Annotated in this window: 20 protein-coding genes and 6 pseudogenes; 16 read left to right on the forward strand and 10 right to left on the reverse strand. The window is 69.6% G+C overall.

Annotated elements, in window-relative coordinates; genetic code table 11:
- On the forward strand, nucleotides 1–697 hold a 697-nt coding region (npdG, locus tag B7L92_RS09300), incomplete at its 5' end, for an NADPH-dependent F420 reductase (protein WP_107501421.1).
- A 115-nt stretch (nucleotides 698–812) separates the two neighbouring features.
- The gene (locus B7L92_RS42120; RefSeq protein WP_081236961.1) at nucleotides 813–1,244 is read left to right on the forward strand and encodes a hypothetical protein; all 432 of its coding nucleotides are present in this window, start codon (nucleotides 813–815) and stop codon (nucleotides 1,242–1,244) included.
- 31 nt (nucleotides 1,245–1,275) lie between these two features.
- On the opposite strand, the gene B7L92_RS09310 is transcribed toward B7L92_RS42120, so the two are convergent.
- Nucleotides 1,276–1,518: a DUF5302 domain-containing protein gene (locus tag B7L92_RS09310; RefSeq protein WP_081236962.1), complete on the reverse strand. Its 243-nt coding sequence runs from the start codon at nucleotides 1,516–1,518 to the stop codon at nucleotides 1,276–1,278.
- A 545-nt stretch (nucleotides 1,519–2,063) separates the two neighbouring features.
- Nucleotides 2,064–2,210, reverse strand: a complete 147-nt coding sequence (locus tag B7L92_RS40590; RefSeq protein ID WP_159461014.1) for a hypothetical protein — start codon at nucleotides 2,208–2,210, stop codon at nucleotides 2,064–2,066.
- A 227-nt stretch (nucleotides 2,211–2,437) separates the two neighbouring features.
- On the opposite strand from B7L92_RS40590, the pseudogene B7L92_RS43845 reads away from it, so the two are divergent.
- Nucleotides 2,438–3,471, forward strand: a pseudogene (locus B7L92_RS43845) (IS630 family transposase).
- A gap of 64 nt (nucleotides 3,472–3,535) precedes the next feature.
- Here B7L92_RS43845 and B7L92_RS40595 read toward each other — a convergent pair.
- The gene (locus tag B7L92_RS40595) at nucleotides 3,536–3,709 is read right to left on the reverse strand and encodes a hypothetical protein (RefSeq protein ID WP_159461015.1); all 174 of its coding nucleotides are present in this window, start codon (nucleotides 3,707–3,709) and stop codon (nucleotides 3,536–3,538) included.
- Nucleotides 3,710–3,735: 26 nt separating this feature from the next.
- On the reverse strand, nucleotides 3,736–4,092 hold the full coding sequence (locus B7L92_RS09330) for a PRC-barrel domain-containing protein (protein WP_081236963.1): 357 nt from the start codon (nucleotides 4,090–4,092) through the stop codon (nucleotides 3,736–3,738).
- Between the two features lie 96 nt (nucleotides 4,093–4,188).
- On the opposite strand from B7L92_RS09330, the gene B7L92_RS09335 reads away from it, so the two are divergent.
- Complete coding sequence (locus B7L92_RS09335) at nucleotides 4,189–4,404, forward strand: hypothetical protein (protein WP_143626274.1); 216 nt, start codon at nucleotides 4,189–4,191, stop codon at nucleotides 4,402–4,404.
- 162 nt (nucleotides 4,405–4,566) lie between these two features.
- On the opposite strand, the pseudogene B7L92_RS09340 reads toward B7L92_RS09335, so the two are convergent.
- Nucleotides 4,567–5,013, reverse strand: a pseudogene (locus tag B7L92_RS09340) (transposase family protein); the annotation flags it as partial.
- A gap of 629 nt (nucleotides 5,014–5,642) precedes the next feature.
- Here B7L92_RS09340 and B7L92_RS41505 point away from each other — a divergent pair.
- A complete protein-coding gene (locus B7L92_RS41505) occupies nucleotides 5,643–5,891 on the forward strand; it encodes a hypothetical protein (RefSeq protein ID WP_159461016.1) in 249 nt (82 codons plus the stop codon).
- A gap of 318 nt (nucleotides 5,892–6,209) precedes the next feature.
- The gene (locus B7L92_RS09350; RefSeq protein ID WP_081236965.1) at nucleotides 6,210–6,626 is read left to right on the forward strand and encodes an SsgA family sporulation/cell division regulator; all 417 of its coding nucleotides are present in this window, start codon (nucleotides 6,210–6,212) and stop codon (nucleotides 6,624–6,626) included.
- Nucleotides 6,627–7,587: 961 nt separating this feature from the next.
- On the opposite strand, the gene B7L92_RS09360 is transcribed toward B7L92_RS09350, so the two are convergent.
- The gene (locus tag B7L92_RS09360; RefSeq protein ID WP_081236967.1) at nucleotides 7,588–8,196 is read right to left on the reverse strand and encodes a YceI family protein; all 609 of its coding nucleotides are present in this window, start codon (nucleotides 8,194–8,196) and stop codon (nucleotides 7,588–7,590) included.
- A 596-nt stretch (nucleotides 8,197–8,792) separates the two neighbouring features.
- Nucleotides 8,793–9,554, reverse strand: coding sequence for a pirin family protein (locus B7L92_RS09365; protein ID WP_081236978.1), 762 nt, complete (start codon nucleotides 9,552–9,554; stop codon nucleotides 8,793–8,795).
- A 230-nt stretch (nucleotides 9,555–9,784) separates the two neighbouring features.
- Between B7L92_RS09365 and wrbA the strand changes: the two genes are divergently transcribed.
- From wrbA to B7L92_RS09390, 5 genes and pseudogenes are all read left to right on the forward strand, one after another.
- Nucleotides 9,785–10,405 carry an NAD(P)H:quinone oxidoreductase gene (gene wrbA / locus B7L92_RS09370; RefSeq protein WP_081236979.1) on the forward strand — a complete coding sequence of 207 codons (621 nt, stop codon included), beginning with the start codon at nucleotides 9,785–9,787 and terminating at the stop codon, nucleotides 10,403–10,405.
- A 256-nt stretch (nucleotides 10,406–10,661) separates the two neighbouring features.
- Entirely contained in the window at nucleotides 10,662–11,615 is a 954-nt protein-coding gene (locus B7L92_RS09375) for a pirin family protein (RefSeq protein ID WP_081236968.1), read from the forward strand.
- Nucleotides 11,612–12,130 carry a carboxymuconolactone decarboxylase family protein gene (locus tag B7L92_RS09380; protein WP_081236969.1) on the forward strand — a complete coding sequence of 173 codons (519 nt, stop codon included), beginning with the start codon at nucleotides 11,612–11,614 and terminating at the stop codon, nucleotides 12,128–12,130. Before B7L92_RS09375 ends, B7L92_RS09380 begins: the two co-directional genes overlap by 4 nt.
- A gap of 13 nt (nucleotides 12,131–12,143) precedes the next feature.
- Nucleotides 12,144–12,452: pseudogene (locus B7L92_RS09385) on the forward strand (GNAT family N-acetyltransferase); the annotation flags it as partial.
- Nucleotides 12,453–12,685: 233 nt separating this feature from the next.
- A pseudogene (locus B7L92_RS09390) lies at nucleotides 12,686–13,020 on the forward strand (transposase family protein); the annotation flags it as partial.
- Between the two features lie 531 nt (nucleotides 13,021–13,551).
- Here the strand turns inward: B7L92_RS09390 and B7L92_RS42135 are convergent.
- Both B7L92_RS42135 and B7L92_RS09405 read right to left on the reverse strand, forming a co-directional pair.
- Entirely contained in the window at nucleotides 13,552–14,418 is an 867-nt protein-coding gene (locus B7L92_RS42135; protein ID WP_255310835.1) for a response regulator, read from the reverse strand.
- Between the two features lie 334 nt (nucleotides 14,419–14,752).
- On the reverse strand, nucleotides 14,753–15,166 hold the full coding sequence (locus B7L92_RS09405) for an RNA polymerase sigma factor (RefSeq protein WP_255310836.1): 414 nt from the start codon (nucleotides 15,164–15,166) through the stop codon (nucleotides 14,753–14,755).
- Between the two features lie 214 nt (nucleotides 15,167–15,380).
- Here B7L92_RS09405 and B7L92_RS09410 point away from each other — a divergent pair, with 214 nt between their 5' ends.
- From B7L92_RS09410 to B7L92_RS09430, 4 genes and pseudogenes are all read left to right on the forward strand, one after another.
- On the forward strand, nucleotides 15,381–16,751 hold the full coding sequence (locus B7L92_RS09410; protein WP_081236971.1) for an SMI1/KNR4 family protein: 1,371 nt from the start codon (nucleotides 15,381–15,383) through the stop codon (nucleotides 16,749–16,751).
- Between the two features lie 2 nt (nucleotides 16,752–16,753).
- Nucleotides 16,754–16,941: pseudogene (locus B7L92_RS42140) on the forward strand (IS5/IS1182 family transposase); the annotation flags it as partial.
- 321 nt (nucleotides 16,942–17,262) lie between these two features.
- Nucleotides 17,263–17,448: a hypothetical protein gene (locus B7L92_RS09420; RefSeq protein ID WP_081236972.1), complete on the forward strand. Its 186-nt coding sequence runs from the start codon at nucleotides 17,263–17,265 to the stop codon at nucleotides 17,446–17,448.
- Nucleotides 17,449–18,062: 614 nt separating this feature from the next.
- Nucleotides 18,063–18,275: pseudogene (locus tag B7L92_RS09430) on the forward strand (DDE-type integrase/transposase/recombinase); the annotation flags it as partial.
- A gap of 15 nt (nucleotides 18,276–18,290) precedes the next feature.
- Here the strand turns inward: B7L92_RS09430 and B7L92_RS09435 are convergent.
- Complete coding sequence (locus B7L92_RS09435) at nucleotides 18,291–19,487, reverse strand: IS110 family RNA-guided transposase (RefSeq protein WP_081236975.1); 1,197 nt, start codon at nucleotides 19,485–19,487, stop codon at nucleotides 18,291–18,293.
- Nucleotides 19,488–20,262: 775 nt separating this feature from the next.
- Between B7L92_RS09435 and B7L92_RS09440 the strand changes: the two genes are divergently transcribed.
- Nucleotides 20,263–21,643: FAD-dependent oxidoreductase (locus B7L92_RS09440; RefSeq protein ID WP_170102189.1), on the forward strand; the 1,381-nt coding region annotated here is incomplete at its 3' end.

Here is a 21,643-nt window from a genome sequence, read left to right on the forward strand (position 1 = left end):
CGCAACGCCCCCCGCGAAGGCCCCCGCCAAGGACCCCTGGGACCTGCCCGACGTCTCCGGCCTCGTCGTCGGCGTGCTCGGCGGCACCGGACCGCAGGGCAGGGGCCTGGCCCTCCGGTTCGCCCGGGCCGGCCAGAAGGTGATCATCGGTTCCCGCGCGGCCGAGCGCGCCCGGGCCGCGGCCGAGGAGATCGGGCACGGTGTCCAGGGCGCCGACAACGCCGAGACCGCCCGCCGCAGCGACGTGGTGATCGTCGCCGTGCCCTGGGACGGCCACGCCAGGACGCTGGAGTCCCTGCGCGGGGAACTGGCCGGCAAGCTCGTCGTCGACTGCGTCAACCCGCTCGGCTTCGACAAGAAGGGCGCCTACGCGCTCAGGCCCGAGGAGGGCAGCGCCGCCGAGCAGGCCGCGGCGCTGCTGCCGGACTCCCGGGTCACCGCCGCCTTCCACCACCTGTCGGCCGTGCTGCTCCAGGACCCGGAGATCGACGAGATCGACACCGACGTGATGGTGCTCGGCGAGGACCGCGCCGACGTGGAGATCGTCCAGGCGCTGGCCGGCCGCGTCCCCGGCATGCGCGGCGTCTTCGCCGGGCGGCTGCGCGGCGCCCACCAGGTGGAGGCGCTGGTGGCCAACCTGATCTCGGTCAACCGCCGGTACAAGGCGCACGCCGGGCTCCGGGTCACGGACGTATGACGTCCCGGGCGGCTCCGCACCGGACCGCCCGGAAGACGCGCCCAGGCCTATGGGCTCGGAAAGTCATCGCTGCAGGCGGGGGCGGTAACGCGGCGTCGGTCGGCACCACCCCGGCATGATCGTTTCACTGGTGTACAAGGTGCCCCGGAAGCTGCTGTCCGTTCCGGCGGTGCTGCTGCGCCGGAACATTTCCAAGGGCACCGGGTTGCTCGTGCTACGGCACGAGAACGCGGTGCTGTGCCGGCAGTCGAAGGGACCGGTCCGCTACGAGCCGGCCGGCCGGTTCTGGTTCGCCGCCCCCTCCGGGCCGATACCTCGACGGTACTGGCACGAGGTCTTCCCGCGGCCGCACGTCGTCCTGGCGGGCAAGGAGGAGCACCTGCTCGACAACCGCCGCCAGGCGCTCACCACCGACGTCCGCGGCATCGTCATCGAGATGTGGGTGAACACCCTGCCCCGTCTGAAGCGCGGCGAACCCCGGTACGAGATCGGCGTCGACGACTCGTACCGGCGCCGCCGGCGCTACCCCGAGTCCGCCGACCGCTGAACGCCGAGTCCCATCCAGCGGCGGTTCGAACTCAGCCGCCGCTCTTTCGTCGGAACGACCGCTGGCTCGCAGCCGGGCCGTGCGCGCCGCGGACCTTCGACGCGTCGGTGTTCGCAGCGAGGGCCGCGGCCTGCGCCTGCTTGTCTCGCTTGCGCGCCAGAGCCTCCCGGAACTTGCTCTTCAAGTCGTACTGGCCGTCATCGTCAGGCGTCAGGGCACGGCTTTCGGTGTCAGCTGTCTCCGTACCTTCTTGCGAGGGAAACTCTGCAGACATGGTGACCTCCTGAGGTCGGGTGGTGGATGCACAGCTTGTCATGCCGGGCACCGCGCGGGCTGCCCGCATCCGGCGGTGCCGGCCACGGCGACCCCAGGGCAGCGCCGCGAAGCGTGAGCACGGACAGCTGGCCGCGCTGCAGCCCGGGGGAGGGGCAGGCCGAACGTGGGTGCCCCCAACCTGACCGCCGGAGCAGTTGATCATTGTGGGACGGCCTCGAGGCGTTCCGCCGGCTGCACCGCTGCAACACCCGACGCCGCCACTCCCGCCTCGGCCACCGCAGCCCGATCGCCTTGGCGAACGGCCGGTGGGCTCGGACGGGAAAGTCAGTGAGGCGGGCAGCCTGGGCGAGGCCTCGCGAAGCTGCCGCGGCGCGGGCGACGGCATCACCTCCGGCACGGTCGGCTGGACCACCCTGACCCTCCGCCCCGGGCGCTACGAGCTGGTGTGCAATATGCCGGCCACTACACGGCCGGCACGTACGACGAACTCGACGTCGCCAGCGGATAGGCGCACTCGAGGGTCAGTCGCTCGGGCGCGGGCGCTCACTCCCCCTCGGCGGCATCCGGTGCGCGCAAGGGCCGCATCCCGCCGGGCAGCTCCAGCAGCCGGAAGGAGTAGTGGTCCAGGCAGTTGAGATAGTGGCTCTTCCGCTCTTCCCCGAGGCCGTACGACCAGACCTCGTTCACCATGTCGGCACCCACCTACAGCTCGAAGACCAGATGGTCACCTGGGTCGTCGGCATGGACGCCGCCGTGCACGGATTGACCGAACTCGCCTAGCCCGACCAGCTCGCCGCCGTCGTCGGACACATCCACGACGACCGCTTCGGCGGACGCCGATACTGACTTCAGCTCGTCAGGGTGAATCTTGGTGAAGTTCCTGATGGGCTCGGAGCGGTGGCTGTATCCCGTGGTGTGTGAGATATGGCGATGGGGGCGGGTTGACCGCTGAGGGGCGTCGGCGCCGGGAGTCGGTACGGATGCAGGCGGCCGAGGTGTTCGAGCAGGAGATCAAGCCGGTCGAGGTCGCGCGGCGCCTGCGGGTGAGCCCGAAGTCGGCTAATAGTGGCACCAGTTGTGGCGGGACGGCGGTGCGCAGGCTCTGGCCTCCCGTGGCCCGAATGGATCTCGTTGCCGTCTGTCCCCGCGCTGTCCGGAGAAACTGGCCGTGTGTCTGGAGCAGGGTCCTGCCGCGCACGGCTGGGTGGAGGACCAGGTGTGGACCGCCGCCCGGGTGGCCACGCTGATCGGCAGGAAGTTCCACGTCTCTTACAGCGTCTCGGGTGCGACGAGGCTGATGCATCGGCTCGGCTTCAGCCCGCAGGTGCCCGCACGGCGGGTCGCCGAGCGCGACGAGCAGGCCGTGACCGCGTGGAAGGAGGGGACGTGGGCGGAGGTAAAAGAGCCCGGGCGGCCTGCGAGGGTTACGTCTGCTTCGGGGACGAGGCGGGCTTCACCCGAAAGCCGCCCCGAGGACGCACCTGGGGCCGGCGCGGCCGTACCCCGGTCGTGACCGTCAGCGGGCGACGCTCGGGACGGCTGTCGGTGACCGGGCTGATCGCCATGCGGCCCGGCTCCCGCACTCGGCTGTGCCACCGACTGCGCACCCACCGAGCGGGCAACGGCGCACGCCGCAGCATGGGCGAGCGCGACTTCATCGCACTCGTTGACGGCGTCCACCAACTGGTCAAGGCACCGATCGTGCTGGTCTGGGACCGTCTGAACACCCATGTCTCCCACGCCATGCGTGAGCTGATTGCCGAGCGCGAGTGGCTGACGGTGTTCCTGCTGCTCGCTTACTCGCCCGACCTCAACCCCCGTCGAGTGGGTGTGGGCGCACATCGAGCGCAGCCTGGCCAACCTCGCCGTCGTCGCCCTCGACCAGCTCGAGGCCCTCGACGGCTTCATAGCGGGCACCGGTATGACCCTCGACGAACTCGCGTCACCTTGACGAGCCGAAGTCAGTGATCCCTGAAACGGCCCCCATAAAGGCCAACGGCTCGCGCGCGGCGTCATCACCGGACGAGGTGCCGGTGCGATCTCCGGGACCAGCGCGCGCTCAGCAGCACGAGGTCGGCCACGAAGAGCACCACGCCGATGATCAGGAGGTAGAACAGACCCTTCAGCACCGCGCCGACGAACCCCAGGACGATCGCGACGAGGATCAGGAACAGGAAGAGCGCCAACATGGCTGCTCACTTCCTCCGCCCGGTGGTCAACGGCGCGCGAGGCGGCGTCCGCGGTCGGCACGAGGCTCGTAGGGCCTGTCGTAATGCTTGAAGATCTCTTCTTCCCGGTCGGCTGGCAGGACGTCGTCCGTGCTCATCGACGGTGCCTTCCTCACCTGCCCTTTCGAGTACGCCACCCGCACGTAACCGGGTCCTACAGTCGCCTCGTCGACGGGGACGAAGACGAGTCGCTGCCGGGTGGGCAGTCCGGTGCGGACGGTGGCGACGGACGGCGCGTCGGTGGTGGTGTCCACGTAGACCCCTTCCAGGGCCCCGATCTTGTGGCCCTGGGGATCGATCACGTCGCGGTTGCGCCACTCGCGGATATCGGCTGAATGGATCATGCCTCGCTCCTTGCAGCCCGCAGAGAACTCCACGTGTCCCACTGTACTCCGATGAGCTTGACCTGGTCTTTTCCCCAGTTGCTACCCTCTCGGCCCATGTCGATCAGGGGGAAAGCTGCCGCCGCAGCCCTGGTGTGCGCGGCCGTTGTCGTCGGCGTGATCCTGCTGTGGCCCGCGCCGGACACGGCGCTCACCTCGGACCAGATCAAGGCGTCGGCTCAGGCCCGCCCGGACGCCTCCCTCAAGCAGGGGCGCACCAGCACTACCCGCGGCTCCTCGCCATGCTCGCTGTCGCCCACACCGGCAGCGTAGCCATCAAGGCCCCGACGATTGCTGAAGACAATCACAGTTATCTCCACGGTTCGGCCGGTGGTTCATGACAGCGAAACACCCCGGCTGGTCGGAACCTGCCGGGGTGTTTCTGAGACCCCTCTGAAAGGAGGGACACGAAGTATAACTGAGCCGTTTTCAATCTCAGGCTGATGCGTGGTGAAGGACGAGAACGGCCTTCACGATGTCGGTGATGCGGTTGGTGCTGCAGCGCGGCTTCCTCAGCAGGCGCCAGCCTTTCCAGGCGGTCATGGCCTGCTCGCCGACGCAGCGGATCTTGGCGTGGGGGGTGTTGTGCCGTCGCTTCCACCGCTTGAGCCGACGGCCCCGGAACGGGACGCGGACGGAGCGGCCGGCGCCCCGGTCCGCCTTGTCCGCCCAGCACGTGAGTTCCGCCTCCGTAAGGGCATCGATGATCCCGTGTGCGCGGGCCGCGGCCAGGTCGTGCGTGGCGCCGGGCAGAGCGGGTGAGACCCACGGCAGTCGCCCAAACGGGTCCGTGAGGACCTGGACGTTCATCCCGTGCCGCTTGTGCTTCCCGGAGTGTGCGCCGTGAGGTGCTTGCTGTTCGAGTGGAGGTGAAAGACCACCACCAACGTCCGGTCGCAGCAGGGAGGTTGGAGCTGGGGGCAGTCTGATCCGGGAGGTGCCGGGGAGGGTGGAAGCGGCCTCGACGAAGCCGGGACGGGTCAGCACTGCCAGATGGCGTGGGTCCGGCGAGCGAGACGGAAAGGAGTACGCGAGGAACCGGCGTTTACGCCTCTTCAAGGCACACCAGATCGAACCTGGCGGATACGGGCTGAGGGCGGTGCGTCCCTGCTGGATATTCGGCTGGCGGGGAACTCTCGGCGTGGTCTATTCCAGCTGCGCGGGAGGCCACGGCGAAGTGCTGCGGGGTAGTCGTGACGAGGCCGCGGGGGCATAGCCGGACTTCTCCTCCGTCGAGCGAACAGGGACGCTCGTCATCGGCATGGCTGTCCCGGACGGCCTGGTGGACAAGTTGCTGGCCGAACTGGTCGCCGAGTACGGACAGCGCAGCAACTGGCAGCGCGGCTACCTGGAGGACGTCTCCGCTCTGCGGGAGGCCGTACTGGAACTGCCGGCCCGCATGAGGCTGATGGTCCGGACCGGCGTAGTTTCGGCGGTGCCCCACCACCTCGGCGCACCGTCCGACGTCCCGCGGGGCGGGGCGTCGGCATGGCATTCAAGGAGGAGTGATCATGAGTCGCATCTTCGGAAGGCGCGTCGTCACCGCGGCCGCCTCGGTAGCAGTCGTAGCGGGCGCGGTGTTCGCCGCGGGCGGTACCGCCTCGGCATCGCCCCACTCCGACGCCCAGCGCGTCGTCACCGGCTCCTACGCCACGGACAACGACCGGCATGACTGGGACCGTGACCGGCATGACCGTGACCGGCACGACTGGGACCGGCATGACCGGCACGACCGGGACCGCGGGGGCGATCGCCGCTGACGGCGGGGGGCCGGAACCACCGGTCCGCTGATCAGCCGCACGCACCGTCCGCATGGCTCATGTCCGACAACGGCGTCGTGTATGAGCGGCCGTGGCCGAGACCGGCAGCAGGTGACCGGACGGGATGCGCCATACCACCAGGGGCGGGGCGCAGTGCGACTGCAGGCGCACCGCACCCCGCCCCGGTCATCTCATCGCCCGGATGCACGGGCGGCGGGCAGCGGGCGGACACGGCACCCGCACCAAGGCCGCCGAAAGAACCGTCCGGGGAGAGCCTCCAGCAAGCGCTGTCCGGATCGAGAGAACAAGAGAAACCCCATGAAGAACTTCGTCGAGCAGGAGTGCGAGATGCGCCTGCTGGTCGCGCCGGGTCACAGCATCGGCGTAGCGACCCGACTGTCCTACGACCCGCGCGACCCCTACGCCGTCCACGTGGATTTCCACGTCGGCACGCACGCCCCGGTGACCTGGGTGTTCGCCCGCGAGTTGCTGGCCCAGGGCGCGTTCGGGCCCTGTGGGCAGGGCGACGTGCGGATCTGGCCCGCCGGGACCGGGGCGCGCCGCATGCTGTGCATCGCGTTGGCCGCCCCGGACGGGCAGGTCCTGCTCCAGGCCCCGTCCGCCGTGTTGGAGCGGTGGCTGCAGCGGACCTACCGACTGGTGCCCCCGGGCCACGAGACGCGACTGATCGATGTGGACCAAGAACTGTGCGGACTGCTCGGCAAGAGCGCCTGAGGGCCGCAATCACCGGGTGAACATCAAGACCGCCGGTGAGCACCCGGCCGCGGCCCGGGCCCGCGGCGAGGCCGCTGAGGGCAGAGGCGGAGCGCTTCGCGGCGCAGACGCAGACGTCCGCCACGGGGCGCGCACTCGATGAGCAGCGGGCCGCTGAGGCGCTCACCGCAGCCGCGACCGCCCGGGAGAGGGCCGCGCGAAGACCGCTGCGGGACGGCGGAGGACTGCGCCGGTTTGGGTTCTGGCTCCAGAAGCTGGGCCAGAGCCCGCTCTTGCGAACAGAGCCAAGGGGGTAAGCACGTTTGTGCCGGCGCACGGCCGCCAACCCCCACATCCCTCTTGCCCCGCATGATCGGTGAACAGCCCGGGCGCGGCTTCGGACGCCCTTTGTGGTGCCCCCACCTGTGCGGGCGACTTCGTACGACCTGACCAGTAGAACCTCAGCCGTATCGAATCCGGGCTACAACCAACGCATATGACCGGCTGTCACGCATCGCGACCGGCCTGGGAACATGAGGCGCTATCGCTGTCTCACCTCCAGAAGCACGGCCGTGCCCCGCCACCGCCTCATGCCGCTCGCCGCCGCGCTTCTTGAGGTCTCGCCGGTCAGCTGTAACCCGCAACTCACCGGAGACGACGCGAAGCCCGGTACGCCGGACTCCAGCGCGTTCCCCGCACCGTCCGGGGCGGTCGGCGGGCCTGCCGAAGACGGCCTGTTGCTCGCGGACGTCATCGCGAAGATCCCGGCGGGGGCGAGAAGCGGGAGCGTCGCCGGCGGGTGGCCCAGACACCATTTCTCTGGATGCAACCGGCCCCTTCAGGTCCGCGGCGCCACGGGAGCCGGAGGGACAGGCGGGGCCGAGGCACGATGCCACCGTGATCGGAGTGGCTCGTGCTCGTATCGCCTGCCCGTGGGTCTCAAGGCGGCCGGACCGGCCGCCTCCCGCAGCGGGGGTGGTGGTCAGGCGGCGCGGATCGCGGAGACGTCGAACTCCAGCTTCACCTTCTCGCCGACCAGCACGCCGCCGGTCTCCAGCACGCTGTTCCAGGTCAAGCCCCAGTCGGTGCGGTCGACCGTGGTGGAGCCCTCGAAACCGGCACGCTCGTTGCCGAAGAGGTCGGTCGCCGTGCCGGTGAAGGTCAGGTCCAGGACGACCGGGCGGGTGACGTCCTTGATGCTCAGGTCACCGGTCAGGTGGTAGGTGTCCGCGGAGAGTTGCTGTACGGAGGTGCTGTGGAAGGACAGTTCGGGGTGGGCCTCGGCGTGGAAGAAGTCGGCGCTGCGCAGGTGCTGGTCCCGCCGTTCCTGGCGGGTGTGGAGGCTGGCGGCCTTGACGATTATGTCGGCGGTGGAGCACCCGGGGTGCTCGCCGTCCAGGTACAGGCGGCCGTCGAAGTCTTCGAAGGTGCCGCGGACCTTGGTGATCATGGCGTGCCGGGCGACGAAGGCGATGCTGCTGTGCGCGGGGTCGATGGTCCAGACGCCGGTCAACCGGGAGGTGTCCGGGACGAAGGCCGAGTTGGTGGCCGGTGCGGGAGCGGTGGCGCGGCTGCGGTTGAACAGGTTCATGGGGTCATCCTTCAGGGAGGGAGATGTCCTACCTCCTCTAACATGTTCAGGTTTGAATAAATTTTGGGGGATCCGTGCATTCTCGACGGTCCGGCAGCCCGAGCACGTCAGCCCTGAGAAGCGGTTGTGGCGCCGGATCTATCCGCCGACCGGCCGGGAGGGCACACCGCCACTCGTGTTCGTGTCCGCCGGCACCACGGCCGCGAAGGCAGCCCACATGGGTGTTGCCGGAGGAGGCGGCCCGTCGCTCCTGGGCGCCCGCCGGTACGACACCCACCATCGGGGGATCGCGGCCCGGGGCTACGGCCAGGCCGTGTCCGTCGGGGTAATTGTGCGAGCGGGGCGCGGACGCGGCGGTGTGGCGGCGCCTGGGGCGCGACGGTGCGCAGACGCCGACCCTTGCGCGGGACGCCCGGGAGACCGGAGCGACGCCTGCCAGTTCTCGGCCTGGGCGTTCGGCGTCGGAGCCCGTATGCGCTGTCCGCTTCCGCCGGCCGGTCTTCGGCCCCGGGGCGGGGCTGCGTTGAACCGGCCGCACTGCGGAAACTTTCGTCAGGTCGTACCCCACAGGCCGACTGCGCCGGTTGGTGCGCGTGTCATGCCGTGGTGACGGCGGCGTGCATTTCCCACATCAGGACCTCGGCGCCGTCGGGGCCGGCGGTGATGCGCTGGCCCTCCGCGCCGGTGATGCGGACCGCGTCGCCGGTGGCCAGTGGGCCCGCGCCCTCCAGTGTGGCGCTGCCGCGGGCGAGGAAGAGGTGGGTGAAGGGGGCGGTGACGATGGGGAGGGTCTCGTCGGGGCGGATGCGGGCGACGTGCAGGGCTGCGTGTTTCTGCCGGATGCCGATCGCGCGCTGGTGGGCGTGCCGGGGCAGGCCGGAGGCGAGGGTGGTCCAGCCGCCGCGGGCGAGTTCGTCGTTGATGTCGAGCTGCTCGTAGCCGGGCTTGATGCCGGCCTCGTCGGGGATGACCCACATCTGGATGAAGTGGACGGGGTCCTGGTGGGCGGGCTCGCCGGTGAGGGTCCAGGAGTCGTTCTTCTCGCTGTGGAGGATGCCGGTGCCGGCGCTCATCCGCTGGGCGAGGCCCGGGTAGATCACCCCGTTGTGGCCCTCGGAGTCCTGGTGGACCAGGCCGCCGTCCAGTACCCAGGTGATGATCTCCATGTCGCGGTGGGGATGGGTGTCGAAGCCGGTGCCCGGCGCGACGACGTCGTCGTTGGAGACCAGCAGCAGTCCGAAGTGGGTGTTCTTGGGATCCCAGTGGCGGGAGAAGGAGAAGGAGTGCTGGGAGTCGAGCCAGCCGGCGCGGGTGTGGAAGCGCTCGCCGGCGCGGCGGACGTCGAGGGCGGAGGCCATGACGGTGTCCTTGTCGTCGGTGGAGGCGGGCCGTCGGACCGCCATTTAGTTGAACGTTATACCAACTCGCGGGCCTGCAGCCTCCCGCCCTGGAGGATGCGGACATCCGCATGATGGTTTACGGTTCAACCAACACCCGGCGATGGGTGTTCGGCACCAGAACGAAAGCTGTCATGGGCATCTTCAGCCGTAACCGCACACACGACACCAACCGAACGGAGACCGCAGCCGTGAGCACCCAGACCAAGCTCGCCGTCGTCTACTACTCCTCCACCGGCATCGTCGCCGAGATGGCCAAGGAGATCGCCGAGGCGGCGGAGAAGGCCGGCGCCGAGGTCCGCCTGCTCAAGGCCGCCGAGCTGGCCCCGCAGGCCGCCATCGACTCCAACCCGGCCTGGGCCGCCAACGCCGCCGCCACCGCCGACATCCCCGTCGCCACCCCCGGCGACATCGAGTGGGCCGACGCCGTGCTCTTCGGCTCGCCCACCCGCTTCGGCAACATCGCCTCGCAGCTCAAGCAGTTCATCGACACCCTCGGCGGCCTGTGGGCCCAGGGCAAGCTGGCCGACAAGGTCTACAGCGGCTTCACCGCCTCCTCCACCGCTCACGGCGGCCAGGAGTCCACCCTGCTGGCGCTGTACCACTCCGTCCACCACTTCGGCGGCATCCTCGTGGCCCCCGGCTACACCGACCCCGCCAAGTTCGCCGACGGCAACCCCTACGGCACCTCCCACGTCGACGCCCAGGGCAACAACCCGGTCGACGACACCACCCGCGCCGCCGCCCGGGTCCAGGCCGAGCGCGTCGTCAAGATCGCCTCCGCCCTCAAGGCCGGCCTCGCCGCCGCCTGACCCGGCCCCTGCCCAGGAGGGGACCAGCGACGGTCCGTCGGCTGCACAACGGGGTGCGGCCGACGGACCGTCGCGGATCCGAGCGACCCCCGCCGGCCGGCGGGGGTCGCCTTTTGCCGCACGCTCAAACGGGTACTTCCACCGTGGACTGCACGTCATGGTGGACACAAGCGCCCACGGACACGCCGGAAGCAAACCGCGTCCCCTGGCGGCCCGGTCACCAGAAGACACCGACACACAGGAAAGAGGTCCTGTGATGAGCGGACCGGTCAGTACGGTCGATGCGCCTGCCGATCAGGTCGACTCCGGCCATCCCGAACCGCCCTGCCTGGAGGTGAGCGACAGCCGCGAAGCGACCGTCGGCGCGATCCGGGTGCGCCGGGCCCTGCCACGCCGGGGCCGGCGCACGGTGGGCGCCTGGTGCTTCGCCGACCACATGGGGCCGGCCGACGTCACCGAGAACAGCGGTCTGGACATCGGCCCGCACCCCCACATCGGCCTGCAGACCGTCACCTGGCTGACCGACGGCCAGGTCCTGCACCGCGACAGCCTCGGCTCCGAGCAGGTCATCAAGCCGGGCCAGCTCAATCTGATGACCTCCGGCAGCGCCGTCTCCCACGCGGAGGAGGCCACCGGCCACTACCGCGGCACCCTGGAGGGCATCCAGATGTGGACCGCCCTCCCGGACAGCACCCGGCACGGCGCGCCGGCCTTCGAGCACCACGCGGAGCTGCCGCGGGCCGACCTCGACGCCGGAGCGGGCACCGCGACCGTCCTGATCGGCGACTTCGGCGGCCTGAGCAGCCCGGCCCGCCACGACACCCCGCTCGTCGGCGTCGAACTGGACCTGCGGGCCCCGGCCACGGTCCCCCTGCGCCCCGACTGGGAGTACGCGCTCGTCGTCCTCCAGGGTGCCGCCGCCGTCCGCAACCAGCCCCTGCGCCCCGGGCGCCTCGGCTACCTCGGCGAAGGACGGGACGAACTCCCCCTGGACGTCCGCGAACCCACCCGGGTCATGCTCCTGGGCGGTGAGCCCTTCCCCGAACCGATCCTCATGTGGTGGAACTTCGTCGGCCGCGACCGCGAGGAGATCGACGCCGCCTATGCCTCCTGGGCCCGCCAGGACGACCGTTTCGGCCGCGTGGCGTCCTCCCTGCCCCTCATCCCGGCCAAGGCCCCCCACTGGCAGCAAACCCCGGGGGACCGATGAGTACGACACCGCCCGGGGACCGGGTGTGGATCGACCGGCAGAGCCCTCAGGCGTACCGGGCCCTGCGCGAGACCGCGAAGGCGGTACGGGAGACCGCCCGTGCGGCCGGACTCGACCGCACCCTGGTCGAGCTGCTGAACATCCGTGTCTCCCAGATCAACGGCTGCGCCTCCTGCCTGCACCTGCACGTGCGTGCCGCCCTGCGCAGGGGTGAGACCACGCAGCGCCTCGCCGTCCTGCCCGCGTGGCGTGACGCCGGCCTGTTCACCGACCGGGAACGGGCCGCGCTCGCCCTCGCCGAGTCCGTCACCGTGCTCCCGGACGCCCGAGTCCAGGACCAGGACTACGCCGAAGCGGCCCGGCACCTGACACCGGAGGAGATCTCCGCCGTCGCCTGGGTCGCCCTCACCATGAACGCCTTCAACCGCGTGTCGATCGTCAGCCGCCACCCCGTACCGCCCCAGGTGGCCACCGCACCTCCCCGGACGGCCACCGCGCAGGAGGGCCTGGCATGAGCACCAACACCCGCAACAACCCCGCCGAGCACCGCTACGAGATCCACGCGACGGCCGTCTCGCGGGCTTCGCCGTCTACGAACACGCCGACGGCAGCATCTCGTTCACCCACACCGAGACCCTTCCCGAGTTCGGCGGCCGGGGCCTGGCCGGGCAGCTGGTCGCCGAGGCCCTCGACGACGCCCGGCGCCGCAACCTCGCCGTCCTGCCGTACTACCCCTACGTCCGCAAGGTCATCACCCGGGACACCGGCACATACCTGGACCTCGTCCCCGAGAAGGACCGGGCCCGTTTCGGGCTTCCTTCCGCAGAGACGGCGTAACTCCGTGCGTCGCCGCGCGGAAGAAAGCCGTGCCGATCCCCGCAGGGAGGCCCCATGAGTGAGAAGGACGTCCAGGACGTCGACCTGCTGGTGATCGGCGGCGACAAGACGGGAAACTCGCTGGCGATGGACCACACCAAGGCGGGCTGGAAGGTCGCCATGATGGAACAGGACAAGACCGGCGATACGTGCATCAACGCCGCCTGCATCCCACGAAAGCGCTCGTCGGCTCGGCCCGCACCCACGGTGTCATCGACGTGCTGGCGGAGGCCGGCGTGCGCTGCGCTGGGCCGATAAGGACTATCAGGGCGCGGGTGGCACGGTACGCGTCCCTTACCGGGGCCGCTGGGACAACCTCTCCGAGGGCCAGCGGGCGGTGAACGTCTCGCACGCCAAGATCCGCGCGGTTGGCGAGCAGGCGATGGCCGCCCTGAAGCCCTGGCGGCTGCTGCGCAAGCTCCGCAGATACTGCTCAACTGCCTTGCAGACCTTGACAAGGTCCTTCCGCTCATCTCCGACGGGATGGAACTCCGGTACTGCCAACGGTTGCGAGAACTGGCCGCGATGACGTCGGAGGACGCTTCCTGACATCCTCCTCCTCGTCCCCGCACGGTCACCGTCGCCGCCTCAGCATGAGGTTGGAAAAGCCTCACTGTCCTCGACGCCCCACGGGAGGCCTGCGAGCACAGCCCCCGAAACCGGCCTGGGGCGCAGCCGACGGACCTTGATGTTTGTGTTATCCGGCTCGCCAATCAGGTGCCCGCACAGCGTTCGGCGGAGGGCGGCGGGACGAGCCGGGCCTACCACCACCGGTGGACCGTCCAGATGCACAAGGTCCAATAGTGGTACTCCAGTGCTTAGGAGCACCGCGTGGTCTGGCGCGGCCCCTACATCAAGGGCCCGGTCGACGCGCCTTTCATGATGGGCGAGAAGGCGTACTTCATGGACTGATGCCGGTCTCAGCCTGCCGCGCGGAGGGCGAATAACCGCTGCCTCCGGCCGACAGAGGGGCCGAGTGCACGGCCGGCGCCGTAGCAAGCAAGCCCGGCCCCGTACCTTCTTCGTGTACGGGACCGGGCGGTGCTGCGACTGCCGGAGTCTACTGGCTGTGTCGCTCGAGGTAGATGGAGGTGAACACGGCGACTTTGGCACGCAGGGCCCACGGATCGAAGGGCTTGCTTATGTAGTCGACGGCGCCGGCCGCATACCCGCGGGCGGAGTATTCGGATCCGGGGTCCATAGCCGTCGGGAAGATGATGGGGACCTCCCGGGTCCTCGGGCGGCGTTTAATGTGAGCGCAGGTCTCGTAGCCGTCCATCTCCGGCATCTGCACGTCCATGATGATGACGGCGAAGTCGTCGTGATCGAGCAGAGCTTTGAGGGCCTCCCGGCCGGAGGAGACCATGACAAGCTCCTGCTCGAGCGTCGCCAGAACGGCGGTCATCGCCAGCAGGTTATCCGGCTGATCATCAACCTCGTTCAGCTCGGCGAGCGAGGACACCTCCGGGAACGGGACGAAGTGGTTGCGGCGCAAGTAGCCGATCTGTCTCTCGACTCCGCCCTTCTCGTGGACGCCCTCGACGCCCGGACGGCAGTAGAAGCTTTCGATGCCGAACCTCCGCAGGTGCCGGTCGCGGTGATCACCGTCTTCGCGCGGTGGACGGTGCCCGCGGAGTCGGTCAGCAGCTTGATGGCGCCGGTCAGGTCGACGGAGACGATGTCGTCGTCGAGTATCTGGGCGCCGAACTTCTCGGCCCGGGCCAGCATGTTCTCCCTCGGGGCCGGGTCGTCGACGCCGTCGGGGAAGCCGGGAAAGTTCTCCACCTCGGTCGTCGTCAGCGGCCCGCCGCCGACGATGCTGCTGCCGAAGAGTCGGGGGCCTGAGCTGGGCGTGGGCAGTGTAGAGGGCGGCGGTGTATCCGGCGGGACCGGAGCCGATGATGACGACGTCGCGTATCTCGCTCACGCCGTCGCTTCCGGCCCTTACCGGAGCGGAGAGCGACCAGAGCGAGCCGGAACAACGCGCCTGGATGGCCGGCCGCGGCCGCCGATCCCAGCCAGTCGGCGGCCGTTGACAGCTCGTCGCGGCCCAGAGCCTTGGAGCCGAGCCGGTACCACGAGTTCGCCTGCCGGCGCGCCTCGATGTCCAGCTCGTACAGGTGGCTCAGGGGGGCCGAACTCGCCGGGACGAGCCCAGAAGTCGGAGGGCCCGGCGCGCTTGTCCATGAGTGTCAGCAGCTCGGCCGGGACCGCCGGCGCCGGGCGGCCGTCGCTGCCCTCAGTGAAGCGGCGCACAACCGTCACCTGTCCTTCTTCGCGCGTCGTGTCTTCTTGCGATGCCCATCCCGGATGAAGGTGCCCAGCTCGCTGCGCAACTCGCTGACGGCTGCGTACCGGTCCCGGTGCATCCGGTCCGGGGCTATGCCCAGGACCTCGGAGATCTGCGCGTCGTCGAGACCCTGGCTCTGCAACTGCACGACCGTGCGGCGCCTGCTGAGCGGCATAGCCTCGATCGCGGGCCGGACCAGCTTCTTCAGCGGATCGATGTCCTCACCCCGCGGGTCGGGCGCCGCCACAAGCGTGGTGTCACCCATCAGATCGGTCCGCTTCTGGGCGCGCAGCGTATCGACTGCCAGATTCCATGAGGTCGTGCGTAGATAGGCTCCGATTTTCACGCCGGGGCCCAGCTGTGCGGCTGAGACCTTCCTCGCCACCCTCAGAAGCTGCTGGGCCGTCCGCCCATCTACAAACGGACGTTCCAGGATTCGGGGTCCGGGGTCCGGGCCAAGATCTGCCGGCGACGGCGCCGAACCGCAGACCGAAGGCAGGTTTCCTTCCCCCAGGTCGCTTCCGTCCCGGGGCGCCTCGTGTTGTCGGCGCCCCGCCCATGATCCAGAATCAGCGAGCACACCTTCAGGAGGTCTTCTCGTGCCCTCGCTCCATGACTTCACCACCTGGCAACCCCTACTGCGCCTCTTGCGCGTCGCCCACGCGGAAACGCTCACCGCGCCCGGCGGGCATGTGGCGGGGCAGATCAGTCCCGGGGCATGGAGTGTTCCGCTGCCGCACCGGCCGCCGCAGCCGGGACGCGCCTCACAGGTCTCCGACAACCAGGAGCAGTTCGACGCCGTGGGCCGGATCGTCGAAGCGCTCAAGGAGGACGGGAGCGACGGTGTCTCCTTCGTGGTGGAGCCCTCTTCCGCTCCCGGCGGTGTCCGGCTGCATCTGATCGACCTGGGCTCCTCCGCGGAGCCGGGTATCGCGACCGCGCACCCGGGCACGCTTCTCCTCGCGGACGGGGCACTGCCCGAGCCGGTGCGCCGCCTGCCCGAGCCGGTGCCGGGTGCGGTACCGGCTCCGTCCGCGGACGTGGAACTGCTGCAACGCACTCTTCGCGAACGGCTCCCGGACGCGGTGGGCGCCTCCGAGGAGGAGATCGCAGCGGTCGAGGCGCGTCTGGGCGTGCCGCTGCCCGCCGAGTTGAGGGCCCTGTACCAGGTCGTCCGGGGCCGGTACGAGGACTGGGACGACTACCAGGAGCCGTACGACACCATCGGCTGCGAACTCCTTCCCCTCGGCGAGGTGTACGTCGCCGACGCGGCTTCCCGGCATGTGCTATGGCGGTTCGGCGCCATGGAGGCGGTCGAGACGGGGCCGGAGGACGCCGTGCAGGGGCTTGTCGGCTCGCCGGGCTGGATCGTCTTCGGTGACAACGGCGGCGGGGACCGTATCGCCGTCGACCTCACACCGGGTCCGGACGGGCACGTCGGGCAGGTGATCATCATCGGTCACGAGGGGAGCATCGGTGCCGGGCTGATCGCCGACTCCCTCACCGACATGGTCGTCCATCGTCACTTCGACGGCCGGCCGGTCCGAAGGACCGAACGGCCTCCACTCGTCGCCCACGTCAATCGCGCCTCCCTCCCCAGTATCGAGGCTGCCGCCCACCCTGGCCTGGAGGTTCTCAGCATCGGGGTCTGGGAGAAGGAGCCCCTCAGCCTCGCCCCCGTCTTCGGCCTGCCGCGCCTGCGGACCCTCTCTGCCTATCCCGGTACTCTCGCCGATCCCTGTGAGATCGCCCGGCTCACCCACCTCGAGTATCTGGAACTCCCACCCGCGGAGTGGCGTGTCCTCCTCGATGCGGGGGCCGTGCCCACCGGGCTTCTCGCCGCGGGCATCGAGGCCCACCGGCAGCGGGACAACCCGTTGCGGACCATCGCCCTCGCCAACGAGATCCTCGCCCTGTACGGTCGGCCGCCGATCGCCGGCATCACGGTGCTGGAGGGAGCGGCCTCATGAGTCACCCCGCCGATGAGGGAGGCCGCCGTCCCATGGCCCTCCTGGTCACGTCGAGCCAGTGAGACGACGCCCGTAGTTGATCGAGGTCCTGGACCGGATCCGGGTTCCCCGGCCGCTGGACGGACGGCCCCGGACCGGGCCGGACCGTGTCAGTGGCGGCACGGCATGCGTTTCCCGCCGCGACCGCCGCTCCTTCGAGCAGACCGTCCAGCTTCTGGAGCTCTTCCTCCACCGCGAAGGCCGGGCCCCGCAGCCCGCGAGACCATCCGTGTCGACGGCGACACCGTCAAGATCGGCGCCCGGCTCGCCAAGGCCCGCACCAAGCGCCGCGCCGGTCAGCTCCCCGAGGGCCATGTCCGCTTGGTCGCCGTGCTCTTCTACGGCGACTGGACGACCGAGGCTGCCGTCCCCCGCCGTCCTGGCCTGAACACCTGCTCCAAAGCGGACGGACCCCGGACCCGTATGCTGCACCAGTCCGGTGAACTGCCCGTTGAAGGGAAATCGCCCCACCGTGTTCCAGCAGACCCCCGTCTACGACCGCCTGGTCGCCGAACGCGGCGACGTCCCCGTCCAGGTCCGTGGTGAAGCCGACCGGATACACCGCGACCTGGCACAGGTACTGCGCCAGACGTCCACCTCCCAGCCGAGTGCACCACTGAACGTCTTCGACCCCGAGGCCCATTCGGGCACTCTGTAGGCCTTTGGCCGCTCAGTGCATACCGTTGAGGTAGTGCGTGTCGGGACGCTGCCGGGGGTGTCCGGGCGGATCCGGTGCTTGAGAACGCTCCAGCGGTCCGGGCGCCTTGCCGCGAGACGCGCCATGCACGTCCGAGGTCTGCGAGGCCGGCGCCCTTCTCGACGGCTCGTGAGGCATAGATCAGCCGTAGATCGTCCAGTGCTTTCTGGTGGTCCTCCACCGCCGCCAGCAGAGCCAGCATGGCTTCCTTACCCTGCGCGAAGCTCACGGCTGAACCCCGCGTGGCTGCCCTTTCCCCGGCGGCCGCCCCTCATGGGGATGCGCGCCCGTATCCGCCGTTCGCCGCGGCGCCCCCGAGCGGATGAGGCAGGCCCATGCCGGCACACGGTGCTGGGTGTTCGCCACGTCCTCGCGTCGGCTGCGGACCTGGGCTCGCAGAGGGAATCCCTGGTGCTGGAAGCGGCTGTTTGGGCGTCAACTTCGACGTACGTTTACGAGGAGCGTTTCGGCGGCGCGAGGTCCGTCTCCGGCGGGCAGGGTCTCGGTGGTGATGCGGGTGAATCCGGCCTCGTTGAGGAGTTTGGTCCATATTTGTTCCTGGAGGACCCAGCGGCGTGCGGGCCCAGCAGGACACCGCCGCCGCCCGGCGCTTCTTTTGCCACCTGCTGAAGAAGACGCGCGCGGTGCCGCGGGTGGTCGTCACGGACAAGCTGCGCTCCTACGGTGCGGCCCACCGCGAGGTCATGCCTTCCGTCGAGCACCGGCAGTTGAAGTACCTCAACAACCGGGCGGAGAACAGCCATCAGCCCACCCGGCAGCGGGAACGCTTCCCAATGCTGATGTCAAGCCGCCGGGGTGACGGGCGGTGTGACCTGGTAACACCGTCCGTCACGGATCAGGGCCCACAGCACGTTGATGCGTCGGCGCGCGAGGGCGAGCACGGCTTGGACGTGTCGCTTGCCCTCGGCACGCTTTCGGTCGTAGAACTTCCGCGAGTTCGGGTCGTAGCGGATGCTGACCAGTGCGGAGGTGTAGAAGACGCGCTGCATGCGCCGGTGGTAGCGCTTCGGGCGGTGCAGGTTGCCGCTGACCTTGCCCGAGTCCCGGGGAGCCGGGGCCACGCCGGCGAAGGCCGCGAGGCGGTCCGCCGTTGGGAAGGCGTCCAGGCTGCCGCCGATGGCGGCGAGGAGCTCAGCCCCCAGGGTCGGACCGATGCCGGGTATGGAAATGATCACTTCGGCGAGTTCGTGTTCGCGAAACCGGCCCTCGATGAGCTGGTCGGTCTCGGCGATCTTCTCGTTCAGAGTCATCACCTCCTCCGCCAGGGTGTGGACCATCTTCGCGATGGCCTTCTCCCCGGCGACGGCGGTGTGCTGCCGTTCGGCGGCCTCGACGGCCTTCGCCGCGAGGGTGTCCGGGGGGTAGACCTTGCGGTTGCGCAGCCACGTTGCGAGTCGTCGGGCGCCCGTTCGGCGGATGGCTGCAGGGGTCTGATACCCGGTCAGCAACCTGAGCGGCCCGGTGTTGCCGAGGTCGAGGGCCCGTTCCAGAGCCGGGAACATGCTGTTCAGCAGGGATCGCAGGCGGTTGGTGGCACGGGTCCGCTCGGCGACCAGGTCGGCCCGGTGGTCGGTGAGCAGGCGGAGTTCGACGATGGCTTCGTCGTCGAGACGGACGGGCAGCAGGTCGCGGCGCATCCTGGCCTGGTCGGCGATCACCCGCGCGTCGCGGACGTCCGTCTTGCCCACCCCGCGGTAGCCGTCGGTGGCCCGGTTGACCGCGACGCCGGGGATGTAGACGAGTTCCTGGCCGTGGACGGCCAGCAACGCGATGAGCAGGTTTGGCTCGCCTCCGGTCATGTCCAGGGCCCAGGTCACCGGAGTGCCGCCTGCGGGACCCAGGACGTCGGCGATCAGCTGCAGCAGCTCCGGCTCGTCGTTGGCCACCCGCCGCGACAGCAGGACCTCGCCCTCGCTGTCCAGGATCAGGCAGTGGTGGTGGGTCTTGCCACAGTCGGTTCCCACCCATATCCGGCTCATCGTGCTCCCAGAGGTCGTTCTTGCCTTGCGTACCAGAGACGACCTCGCCGGCATTGCTCTACACAGCGACCTTCTCGCACTTCCCAATCGGCGGCCGAGTCGTCGTAGGGATCCGGGCGGCCAAGCGTTCGAAGCCACGGACGGCAGCGCGATGAAAGCCACACCCAGCTCCCCTGGGTGCCGCAACCCTACGAGTGGCTGGGGCAGACCCAGGAAGGAAGGTAGAGCGCGATGAAGGGCTTTCCGGTCGGTTGGCACCGCGCAGCGGTTCCTGTTCGCGTTCAGCGGCATCGTTCAGTGGCATCTCACCTCGCTTCGGGCCCCTGCCACCTGATGACCGCCCACGGCTACCTAGCCGAGATGATCATCCGGTTCGCCATCTGGGGCCAGACCACCGGCGCCGCCGGCCAGCCCGCCACGGCCTGGACACAGACCCCAACCGCACGCCCACCATGCCCCGACACACCATCAGGAATCTGCAAATTCAACAACGTGACAATGCCCCCTGAACGGGACTGGGGACGCCGTCCGTTGGGGCAGCTTTCGTCCTCGGGGTCGCCGTCGGTCACGCCGAAGACATACGTGGACCGACCAGACGGACGGATTGAGAACAGCCAGTCACGGAGCCGCCTTTCATCGGGAAGCGGATGGTCGCACCGACCGAACCGGTCATCGGAACGCGGTCCCAGAAGAGCCGAAACGCAATCATCCACCATTCACGAAACGCGATACTGGTGCTTTTCCCACGATGTACCAGCCAGGGGGAGCGGAACCGATGCACGCTGCGCAGGAGAACGTGAAGTCGGGTAGCAGCTGGGGCGGACGCCATGCGGTGGTCGTCGGTGGCAGCCTGGCGGGCCTGCTCGCGGCACACGTCCTCGCCGCCCACGTGGACCGGGTGACCGTCGTCGAACGCGATCGGTTCTCCGAGGCACCGGAGCCACGTCCCGGTGTGCCGCAGAGCCGGCACATCCACGTCCTGCTGGAAGGAGGGCAGACGGCTCTGGAAACGTTGCTACCAGGATTCCTGCAGGAATTGCAGGAGGCGGGAGCGCCCCGGGTGGGCATCCCCGCGGACATGGTGCAGTGGCAGAACGGGCGCTGGTTCCGTCGGCTGCCCGCATCGGCGTACTACCACACCGGTTCCCGCCCGCAGCTCGAACATCTCGTACGGCGACGGGTTCTCGCCAACCCGCTGATCAACGTGTTGGAGGGCACGGCTGCCGTCGGTCTCCTGGGGGACGCCTCACGTGTGCGTGGCGTGCTGCTGCGCGAACGCGGCGACACGGCACGTGCGGAGTCCCGGCCGGTCGAGGCCGACCTGGTCGTGGACGCCTCCGGCCGGAGCACGAAGGCCCCGCAGTGGCTCACGGCGCTCGGAGCGCAAGCCCCGCACGAGGAGACCATCGACACGGGTCTCGCGTACGCAACTCGTGTCTACCGTGACAAGGACGGCATCCTCGGCACCGACGCGCTCGGCTACTACATCGTCCCCAATCCATCCCAGACCTACGGCGCAGTCGTCCTGCCTCTGGGAGACGGCACCCACCTCGTCACCTTGTCCGGCCTCCGCGGCGACGAACCGCCCACGGATGAGGAGCAGTTCGCGGCCTATGCCAAGAAGCTGCCGCACCCGCTCGTGTTCCGGTGGCTGAGCACGGCCGAACCCTTGTCACCGGTCTCCGGGTTCCGCCGCACCGCGAACGTACGGCGCCGCTACGACCTGCCCGGTCGGCGTCCGGCCGGATTCCTGGCAGTCGGCGACGCCCTGTGCACGTTCAACCCGATCTACGGGCAGGGCATGACCGTCGCCGCCATGAACGCGGTCGCGCTCCGCGACGTCTTGGCCGGCCCGCGGTGTACGCCCACGACGCGCCGCGTCCAACGGGCGCTGCTGTCTTCGTCCCGGCAGGCGTGGGACATTTCGGCCGGAGCCGACAAGCGCATGCCCGGCGCGACCGGCAACGCGGTCGCCGTCCGCGCCGCGGACCGCGCGGCCCACTGGTACCTGAGCCGGGTCCAGGACCGCTACCCCGGCGACCCCGTGGTTGGCGCCGTCTTCCGAGCCGTACTCAGCCTGTCCGCACCGCTGACCGCCGTGTTCACCCCCTCGGTGGCCCGGGCCGTTCTGTTCGGCCCGCCCATCCCGACCCCCA

This window comes from Streptomyces viridosporus (assembly GCF_002078235.1).
GTDB lineage: Bacteria > Actinomycetota > Actinomycetes > Streptomycetales > Streptomycetaceae > Streptomyces > Streptomyces viridosporus.

What these genes read in the sequence shown, in the direction of transcription:
- B7L92_RS42120 (WP_081236961.1), top strand. Translation starts at nt 813, where the DNA reads ATGATCGTTTCACTGGTGTACAAGGTGCCCCGGAAGCTGCTGTCCGTT.
- B7L92_RS09310 (WP_081236962.1), bottom strand. Translation starts at nt 1,518, where the DNA reads ATGTCTGCAGAGTTTCCCTCGCAAGAAGGTACGGAGACAGCTGACACC.
- B7L92_RS40590 (WP_159461014.1), bottom strand. Translation starts at nt 2,210, where the DNA reads ATGGTGAACGAGGTCTGGTCGTACGGCCTCGGGGAAGAGCGGAAGAGC.
- B7L92_RS40595 (WP_159461015.1), bottom strand. Translation starts at nt 3,709, where the DNA reads ATGTTGGCGCTCTTCCTGTTCCTGATCCTCGTCGCGATCGTCCTGGGG.
- B7L92_RS09330 (WP_081236963.1), bottom strand. Translation starts at nt 4,092, where the DNA reads ATGATCCATTCAGCCGATATCCGCGAGTGGCGCAACCGCGACGTGATC.
- B7L92_RS09335 (WP_143626274.1), top strand. Translation starts at nt 4,189, where the DNA reads ATGTCGATCAGGGGGAAAGCTGCCGCCGCAGCCCTGGTGTGCGCGGCC.
- B7L92_RS41505 (WP_159461016.1), top strand. Translation starts at nt 5,643, where the DNA reads ATGAGTCGCATCTTCGGAAGGCGCGTCGTCACCGCGGCCGCCTCGGTA.
- B7L92_RS09350 (WP_081236965.1), top strand. Translation starts at nt 6,210, where the DNA reads ATGAAGAACTTCGTCGAGCAGGAGTGCGAGATGCGCCTGCTGGTCGCG.
- B7L92_RS09360 (WP_081236967.1), bottom strand. Translation starts at nt 8,196, where the DNA reads ATGAACCTGTTCAACCGCAGCCGCGCCACCGCTCCCGCACCGGCCACC.
- B7L92_RS09365 (WP_081236978.1), bottom strand. Translation starts at nt 9,554, where the DNA reads ATGGCCTCCGCCCTCGACGTCCGCCGCGCCGGCGAGCGCTTCCACACC.
- B7L92_RS09375 (WP_081236968.1), top strand. Translation starts at nt 10,662, where the DNA reads ATGAGCGGACCGGTCAGTACGGTCGATGCGCCTGCCGATCAGGTCGAC.
- B7L92_RS09380 (WP_081236969.1), top strand. Translation starts at nt 11,612, where the DNA reads ATGAGTACGACACCGCCCGGGGACCGGGTGTGGATCGACCGGCAGAGC.
- B7L92_RS09435 (WP_081236975.1), bottom strand. Translation starts at nt 19,487, where the DNA reads ATGAGCCGGATATGGGTGGGAACCGACTGTGGCAAGACCCACCACCAC.